Consider the following 1,586-nt stretch of genomic DNA (forward strand, 5'->3'; position numbering starts at 1 on the left):
GGCCATCCCATGATGATCTGCTCTGTGGATGCCCGGTGACCACCGTCCTGCTCGTCCGCCATGGTCTTACCGCCGTGACAGGCACTGTCCTGCTCGGCTGGACCCCGGGTGTCGGTCTTGACGACCGGGGCCGGGAACAGGCACGGGCGCTCGCGCGCCGCCTCGCGCCGGTTCCGCTTGCCGCGATCGTGTCCAGCCCGCTGCAGCGCTGCCAGGAGACCGCCGCGGCGATCGGAGCCCAGCGGCCCGAACCCACCGACGGTACGGACCAGGCACGTAGCATCACGGTCGACGACCGGCTGGGGGAGTGCCGCTACGGCGACTGGACGGGCCAGGAGATGAAGACCCTGGCCGCTGATCCGCTGTGGCGGACCGTCCAGGAGCACCCGAGCGCGGTGGTTTTCCCCGGGTCCGGGGGAGAGGCCCTGCGTGATACCGCGCATCGCGCGGTCACCGCGATCCGCGACTGGAACGCGAGACTCGGGCCGGACGCCGTCTGGCTGGCGTGCTCCCACGGCGATGTGATCAAGGCGATCGTCGCGGACGCCATGGGCATGCACCTGGATCTTTTTCAGCGCATCTCGGTGGATCCCTGTTCGCTGACGGTCATCCGTTACACCGAACGCCGGCCGTTCGTGATAAGGGTGAACGACCGAGGTGACGGGGTCGCGGACCTGCTGCCAGCTCCACGCACTGCCGATGGCGCGACCGATGGTGACGCCATCGTCGGTGGCGGCGCCGGAACGACCGAATGATCAATATGATCAACAAGAGCGCCCGGCGGCAGGAGCGTGGGGGCAGCGAGCGGGGTTGGGGCGTGTGCGTCGCGAGGGTGCCAGGCGGTCTCAACGCGCGATCACGGCTCCTCATGAGTTCTTGCCGGGGCCGCGGACCGCGGGGGACATGAGCGGGCGGCGAGACTAAGAGACGTGAGTGAGTCTGTTTCCGGCATTGCGCCCGATGAACGTCCGCCGCTCGAGCCGACTGACGCGGGGGGGCTCGACGCGGCCGGCGCTCTCGCGCTCCTGTGTGCCGGCGCGATAACCGTCACGGGCCGCTTGGTCGACGCCAGTAACGCGACCCTGTACTGCGAGATCAGCCACGATGGTGTCGTCGGGCACTGCGTCTACAAGCCGGTCCGTGGCGAGCGGGCGTTGTGGGACTTTCCCGACGGGACGCTCGCCGGCCGTGAGCAGGCCGCCTATCTGGTCTCCGAGGCGACCGGCGCGGGGATTGTGCCACCCACGGTGCTGCGGGACGGCCCTTTCGGCGCGGGCATGGTCCAGCTGTGGATCGATACTGACGAGACCGTCGACCTGGTCGCGCTGACCCGCTCTGATGATCCTCAGCTACGGGCGATCGCGCTGTTCGACGCCGTGGTCAACAACGCCGACCGCAAAGGCAGTCACCTGCTGCCTGGCCCGTCCGGCCGGATCTACGGCATCGACCACGGAGTGACCTTTCATGCCGAGAACAAGTTGCGCACGCTGTTGTGGACGTGGCGGGGGCAGCGGCTGCGCGCCGACGAGCTGGAACTGCTGACCCGCCTGCGAGTGGCGCTCAGTGCCTCGGGAGCGGAGCCGCCT

The 1,586-nt window shown here is 69.0% G+C and carries 2 protein-coding genes; both read left to right on the forward strand.

Going from position 1 to position 1,586, the window contains the following annotated elements; all coding sequences use genetic code 11:
• The first annotated feature begins 35 nt into the window (after nucleotides 1-35).
• Nucleotides 36-755: a histidine phosphatase family protein gene (locus MJ783_RS16110; protein ID WP_239311274.1), complete on the forward strand. Its 720-nt coding sequence runs from the start codon at nucleotides 36-38 to the stop codon at nucleotides 753-755.
• Nucleotides 756-929: 174 nt separating this feature from the next.
• The coding region (locus MJ783_RS16115) for an SCO1664 family protein (protein ID WP_239311265.1) at nucleotides 930-1,586 on the forward strand (657 nt) is incomplete at its 3' end.

Origin of the sequence: Protofrankia sp. Cj3, from assembly GCF_917627355.1 — a bacterium.
In the GTDB taxonomy this organism is placed as follows: Bacteria; Actinomycetota; Actinomycetes; order Frankiales; family Frankiaceae; genus Protofrankia.